Here is a 6,401-nt window from a genome sequence, read left to right as displayed (position 1 = left end):
GCCCCCGCTTCCGCGGGGGCCTCGTGCCGTCAGCTCAGCGCTCGTTGCCGATGGCGCCGTCGAGGTTGTCGCGCACCTCGTCGATCTTGCCGTCCACCGAGTCGGGGAGCACCTTCTTCGCGAAGTCGGCGACGCCGCCGAGCACCTTGTCGCTGATGTCCTCGGCCTGGTCGCTCTTCAGCGCCTCGTCGACCTTGTCCTTGTTCTGCTCGTACAGGTCCTTGCCCTTGTTCACGAGGTCGTCGAGACCCATGTCACCCTCCTCCACGGCGCCGGCCATCGGCGCCGCGCTCATTCTGGCATCACGCCGTGGACGAGCGGAAGAGGTCTCGGGTGGCTGTATCCCCGGGGAGCGTCAGGAGGCCGTCTCGCCCGGGAACAGGGCCGCCTTGCCGGTCTTGAGCAGGATGACGATGTCGCCCATGACGCTCCAGTTCTCGACGTACGAGAGGTCGAGGCGAACGCTGTCGTCCCACGAGAGCGTGGAGCGTCCGGACACCTGCCAGAGGCCCGTGATGCCGGGCTTGACGAGGAAGCGCCGGTACACGTGCTCCGCGTACTGGTCGACCTCGCGCTGGATGGGCGGGCGCGGGCCCACGAGCGACATCGAGCCGCCCAGCACGTTGAAGAGCTGCGGCAGCTCGTCGAGGCTGAACTTCCGCATCACCCGGCCGACCTTCGTCACGCGCGGGTCGTCCTTCATCTTGAACTGGACCTCGTTGCCGTGATCCTGCTGCGCGATGAGCTCCTCGAGCAGGTGCTCGGCGCCCACCACCATGGAGCGGAACTTCAGCATCTGGAACTCGCGGCCGTGCCGCCCGATGCGCGTCTGCTTGTAGATCACGGGACCGGGCGACGACACCTTGACGACGAGCGCGAGCACGAGGAAGACGGGGCTCAGCAGCGTCACGATGACGAGCGATCCGAACAGGTCCATCATCCGCTTCACGAAGCGCTGACCGGGGGAGAACCGCGGCGTCTCCACGTGCATGAGCGGAAGGCCGGCGACAGGGCGCATGTGGATGCGGGGGCCGGCGATGTCGGTGATGCTCGGCGCGAGCACGAGGTGCTGGCGGCCCGCCTCGAGCGCCCAGGACACCTGCTTGACCCGCTGCGGACCGAGCTCGTCTGTGCTCGTGATGACGATCGTGTCGGCTCCCGTGACCTCGATGGCGCGTTCGACCGAGCCCACGGACCCCATCACGGGGATGTCGGTGTCGGTGAGCTGGCCGGCGACGCGGCCGGTGGGGATGCACGCGCCGACGATCCGGTAGCCCGCGCCCTTCGAGCGCTTCAGCTCACGGGCGATGTGCGCGACGGATCCCTCGGAGCCGACGAGCAGGACGCGTGCCGAGTACTCCCCCGCGGCGCGGCGGCGCGCCAGCCACCTGCGCCAGAGGAAGCGCTCGAAGAAGAGCGCGAGCACGCCCGTCGGGAGCGCGATGAGCAGGTAGCCGCGGGCGATCTCGACCTTGAGGAGGAACGCGGCGATCGCGATGACGCCGAACAGCATGAAGCTCGCGTCGAAGATGCGCTTGTACTCCGCCGTGCCCACGCCGATGACGCGGTCGGATCGGGTGTCGTTGAGCGCGAGCACCATCATCCACAGCAGCACGACGACGCCGGAGAGCAGCGTGTACGACGTGAGGCCAGGCCATGTCGGGATGGGCATGGCGATCACGGTGTGCATGCCGAGCCAGCTCAGCTGCGTGCCGAACACGACGATCGTGAGGACGATGAAGTCGGTGAGGCGGAGGAATCCCGCGTAGCGGCGGCGCCAGCTGTAGGCGGGAGGGGCGCTGGCCGCGACGACGGGCACCTTGCCGCTCGCAGTGCGCAGCACGGCGGGGAAGTCCGTCGGTCCGGTCAGCGCGCTGTGGACCGCCGCCGCCGCGGCGGAGGAGTCCGCCGGGCCGGCCCCGGATGCGCGCGTGATCTCGGTCGTCAAACGTCTGCCCCCGGTCGATCGTCGTACGGATTGACTGACCGAGTGTACCGCGCGGAATATCCCTGGCCGGTATCACCGCGCTCGCGCGGGCAGGACTCCCCGTCAGCCGCAGGGCGTGACGGTGCCCGTCGTCGTCTGCACCATGGGCGTCGTCCGCAGCGCCAGGGGGCCGAAGTCGCCCTCCCCCGAGAACGTCGCCGTCACGGTCGCGAGCTCCGACGGGTTGAGGTACGTCTCGAACCAGGCGACCGGCCGGTCGAGGTCGACGACGTCGTCGCGCTTGAGTGCGACCTCCTCGCCCTCGACCGACACCGACTCGACGGTCGTGCCGGGAGGACCGTAGACGTACACCTGGGTGCGGAACGTGGTCGGCCCCCAGTCGAGGTTGCCGCTCTTCACGTAGTCCGGCAGCGCGTCGGCCGCCTCCTGCGTGATGTCGAGGTGGAGGGTCGTCGTGACCTGCACCGACGAGCCGCCGTCGGTGCACGTCTGCGTCGCGTCGACGTTCGACTTCATGTAGTAGTCGATCTTCGACGCCGACTCGTCGCGGAAGAAGACGCCGACGGTCGTCTGATCGACGTTGTCCTTCGGGAGGATGCCTGCGACGCGCTCACCTGCGATCTGCGTCTGCACCTCCTCGTGCGAGGAGTGGAAGAGGATGTTGCCGCCCTCGATGCCGTGGTTGATGGCCCACAGCATGGACTGGATGTCGAAGTCGCCCGTCGACACCTTCGCGAACACCTGCTCCGCGACGCTCGCGAAGAAGTCGTCGACGACGGCCGGGTCCTCGTAGCTGTTCCACCGGCTGTACACGTCGCTGAGGAGCAGCTGCGCGGCGTTGCCGCTGTCCATCACATCGCCCGTCGTGAGGGTGATCGGCCCCGTCGCCTCGAGGATGTAGCCGAGCGCGATGGGATCGATCGAGGCGACGCCGTCGATCGTGTCGTCGGCGATGTCGCGCTGCCAGAACCTCGTGACGATGTCGGCCATCGTCGGGAAGTCGGGTCGCGACGACGACGTGTTGATGTGGTGCACGAGGTAGTCGCTGTAGAGGTCGATGGCGCTCTGGTCGACGTCGGCGTCGACCGGCACGAACTCCTGGTAGTCGGCGCTGGATGCCTGGTTCGCGATGGCGAGGTTGCCGGAGTCGGCGGTCATGAGCGTCTGCGAGGCGGCGGAGCCGCCGAGACCGACCGACTCGGCGTTGTTCTGGAAGACGAGCAGGTAGTTGCGCGCCCCGTTGGCGCCGAGGAGCTCGGGCCCGTATTCGAACGCGGGGGCGGCGACCTGCATGACGGAGTCGACGAGGTTGACGCCCGTCTGCACCTGCGGGATGAGCGCGCCGGAGTCCTTGACGGAGGCGATGCCGTCAGCGATGCGCACGACGTCGTCCGTGGAGCCCTCGAGGAGCGGCAGCACGCGCGCGATGATCGACTCGTCGGTGTCCTTCGCCATCTCCTCGAGGGCGGGCGTGCCGATCTTGTTCGTCACGACGTCGAGGGCCTCGGCGGCCAGGCGGACCCCCCGCAGGTTCTCTCCCGCCCACGGGACGAACTCGGCGAGCCGCCACACGGGGTCGACCGACACGGCGGCCGCGGCCGCGGCGTGCTCGCCGAGGATCGGGACCGACACCGGCAGCGTGCCGCCGTCCTGGATGTGGTTGACGACGCGCTGCGCCGCCTCGAGCTCGCTCTTCACGATGAGGGCGCGGGCGCCCAGCCAGAGCACGGCGAGCAGCAGCACCGACACGGCGATGAGGATGCCGTTGCGGATGCGGCGCCGGCGGCGACCTCGGTCGGCGCCGTCGGCGGACGGCGGCACGGGGGGCTCGGCGGGCGGACGGGTCATGTCGAGGCGCTCCGTCGGGGTCTCGTGGGCCGCGGGCAGGATGGTCGTGGCCGGCTCTGCGACGCCGGGAACCGCGGGCGCACCGGGCCCCGCGGGCGCACCGGGCCCCGCGGGCGCACCGGACGCCGCGGGCGCCGACGCGGCGGCGGGGTCGCCGTCCGGCCCCGTCACGGCGGCGCGGTCGAGGATGCCCCCGCGCGGCTTCCCGAGCTCGAGGCGCGCGGTGGCCGCGGCGTCGATGCCGGTCGCGTAGAAGCCGGCGACCTGCGTGGGGTCCGCGGCGCGCGCGGCCTCGGCGGCCTCGCGCGCGCGGCGCTGCTCGCGCCGGCTCTGGGGCGCTCCGGAGGCGCCGTCCTGCGTGTGGGGCATCCCCTAACCCTACGGAACGTTCTGGGAGAAAACCGCGATCACTCCTCCGGACGCGCGGACGTCTCGGAGGGCGATGGCGTCGCCGACGGCGTGCCCGTCGGCTCCGGCTCGTCGGCCGCCGAGAAGTCGCCCGCGAGGAACACCGCCTCGCCCGTGAGCGGCACCGTCACCTGGCCGTCCTCCGGCTGCAGCGTCGTCACGGCGCCCGACGCGTCGGTCATCTCGATGGGTCCCGACGCCGTGTAGGTCGCCGTCGCCTCGCCGTTCAGCGTCCACGCGACGCGCACGCCATCCTCCTCGTCGCCGAACAGGAACGAGAAGCTGCCGTCGCCGACGTCGTCCGCGCCCGCCGCCGGTCGCCCGCCCAGCTGGTCGATGAGCATCGCCTGCGTGAACGCCGCGGGCTTCGGGGCGGCCGTCGCGACCGACTGCGCCTCCTGGTAGAACATGCCGAAGTTGCCCTCGTGGTTGTTCGCATCGGTGCTGTCGTCGACGAGGTCGTACCAGTAGTACTTCTCGACGCCGTTGGCGAGGCTCACGACCTGCGCGGCCACGACGTTCTGCGCCTGCACGTCGAGCGAGCGGGCCTGACCGAGCTCGTTGCCCGTCGTCCATCCGAACTCGGTGATCCAGATCGGGATGGTCGACCCCGCGCCCGCGTTCATGTTGTTGTTCGCGTCGGAGATGGCGGCCGCGACGTTCTCGGGCTGCTGGTAGTAGCTCGGGTTGTAGGGGTGGAAGCTCATCGCGTCGGAGTGCGCGAGCGCATCGGTCTGCGACCACAGCTGCGCGAACCACGGGCTGTCGTAGTTGGCCGTCGACCCCGACACGACCGGCACCGACTCGTCGACGTTGGCCTCCACGGCCGAGATGAGCGGTGCGTAGCACGAGGGCGCCGTGCCGCATCCGCCCGTGTTGAAGCGCTCGTGGTTGAACTCGTTGAACACCTCGAGCCCGACGACGTCGAACCGGTCGGCGATGGCGCCGGCGTACCGCCCGTAGGCGTCGAGCGCGGTCTGCGAGGACGGCGGGTTGCCGCCGTCGTAGAGGGGGTTGCCGTAGTTGACGATGCCGAGGAGTCCGATGCCGTGGGCGTGCATCTTGTCGAACTCAGTCGTGTAGTGCTCGCTGAAGCTGTACACGCCGGGCGAGGTCTCGTTCTGCTCCCAGAGCACGTCGTTGCGGGCCGAGCCGAAGCCGACGGAGGACAGGATGTCGGCGGCGTCGGCGTACCAGTACTGGTCGACGTGCGTGATGGCTCCGATGCGCTCGTCGGGGGCGATGCGGGAGCCCTCGTAGTCGACGACGGCGACCGGGGTCGACACGCTCGCTCCCGACGCGTCGGCGACCGAGACGGTGTAGTAGCCCTGCGTGACGCCCTCGAGCGGCACCGACGAGACGCCGTCGCGAAGCGGGGCCGTGCCCTCGGCGGCGACCGAGCCGTCCTGGCGCGTGACGCTCCAGCTCGCTTCGCCCGCGGCCATCCGAACCCCGAGCGCCGCGCTGTCCTGGCGCAGCACGAGGCTGTTGTTGAGGATGCCCCAGTCGGCCGTGACCGACTCGAACGAGGGGTTCGGGACGACGTTCTCGCCGCCGTCGGCGGAGAGGACGACGTCGTCGACCCCGAGGCCCGTGACGGGCCCGTCGATCTGGATGGCGACGGTCGCCTCGGTCGCGCCGGCGGGCGCCGTGTACTCCCCCGTCACCTCGGTCCACGTCGCGTCGAGCTCTGGCAGCTCGATGCGCGTCTCGCCGACGAGGATGGCTGCGGAGACCGGCTCGGGGAGCGTCGCGAGCTGCCGCACCTGCGCGGAGAACGCGTACGTCGTGCCCTCCTGCACGGGGGCGGTGGTCGTGAGGGCCGCGACCGGCGCGTCGACGACGGGCGCGTCGACGTACGCCGCCGTCTCGCCGCTCGCGGCATCGCCGGTCTGCGCGCCGACGTCGGCGAGCTGCGCCGGCGAGGCGCCCGTCCACCCGTCGACGGCGCCCTCCACGGGCGTCGAGACGGGGAGCGCGACGGGCTCGGGGGTCGGCGTCGGGGTGGGCGTGGGCGACGGCGAGGCCGTCTCCGTCGGCGTGGGCGTCGCCGCCTCCGTCTCGACCGGGGCGGGCTGCTGCGTGAGCGAGAGGGCGAGCGCGGCACCGCCTCCCAGCACCGCGACGGCGCCGACGGCGCTCGCGGTGATGATGGCGATCTTCTTGCGGTTCCGGCGCGGTGACATCGGCCTGTCCT

Annotated in this window: 4 protein-coding genes; all 4 read right to left on the bottom strand. The window is 70.8% G+C overall.

The genetic code is table 11. From position 1 onward, the window contains the following. Positions 1 to 34 precede the first annotated feature (34 nt). The gene (locus tag ACWGPF_RS06650; protein WP_452332081.1) at positions 35 to 253 is read right to left on the bottom strand and encodes a hypothetical protein; all 219 of its coding nucleotides are present in this window, start codon (positions 251 to 253) and stop codon (positions 35 to 37) included. Between the two features lie 102 nt (positions 254 to 355). Continuing rightward, a complete protein-coding gene (locus tag ACWGPF_RS06645; RefSeq protein ID WP_452332080.1) occupies positions 356 to 1,948 on the bottom strand; it encodes a sugar transferase in 1,593 nt (530 codons plus the stop codon). 102 nt (positions 1,949 to 2,050) lie between these two features. Further along, on the bottom strand, positions 2,051 to 4,165 hold the full coding sequence (locus tag ACWGPF_RS06640) for a DUF4012 domain-containing protein (protein ID WP_452332079.1): 2,115 nt from the start codon (positions 4,163 to 4,165) through the stop codon (positions 2,051 to 2,053). 38 nt (positions 4,166 to 4,203) lie between these two features. Beyond that, positions 4,204 to 6,390: a carbohydrate binding domain-containing protein gene (locus ACWGPF_RS06635; RefSeq protein ID WP_452332078.1), complete on the bottom strand. Its 2,187-nt coding sequence runs from the start codon at positions 6,388 to 6,390 to the stop codon at positions 4,204 to 4,206. Positions 6,391 to 6,401: the final 11 nt, after the last annotated feature.

The organism is Microbacterium sp. NPDC055683 (assembly GCF_053617895.1).
Note: the sequence above shows the minus strand (reverse complement) of the source record. Positions and strands in the feature narration are given on the sequence as shown.

Bases quoted from the DNA above. Each gene is read 5' to 3' on its own strand.
- ACWGPF_RS06650 (WP_452332081.1), bottom strand. From the start codon at position 253: ATGGGTCTCGACGACCTCGTGAACAAGGGCAAGGACCTGTACGAGCAG.
- ACWGPF_RS06640 (WP_452332079.1), bottom strand. From the start codon at position 4,165: ATGCCCCACACGCAGGACGGCGCCTCCGGAGCGCCCCAGAGCCGGCGC.
- ACWGPF_RS06635 (WP_452332078.1), bottom strand. From the start codon at position 6,390: ATGTCACCGCGCCGGAACCGCAAGAAGATCGCCATCATCACCGCGAGC.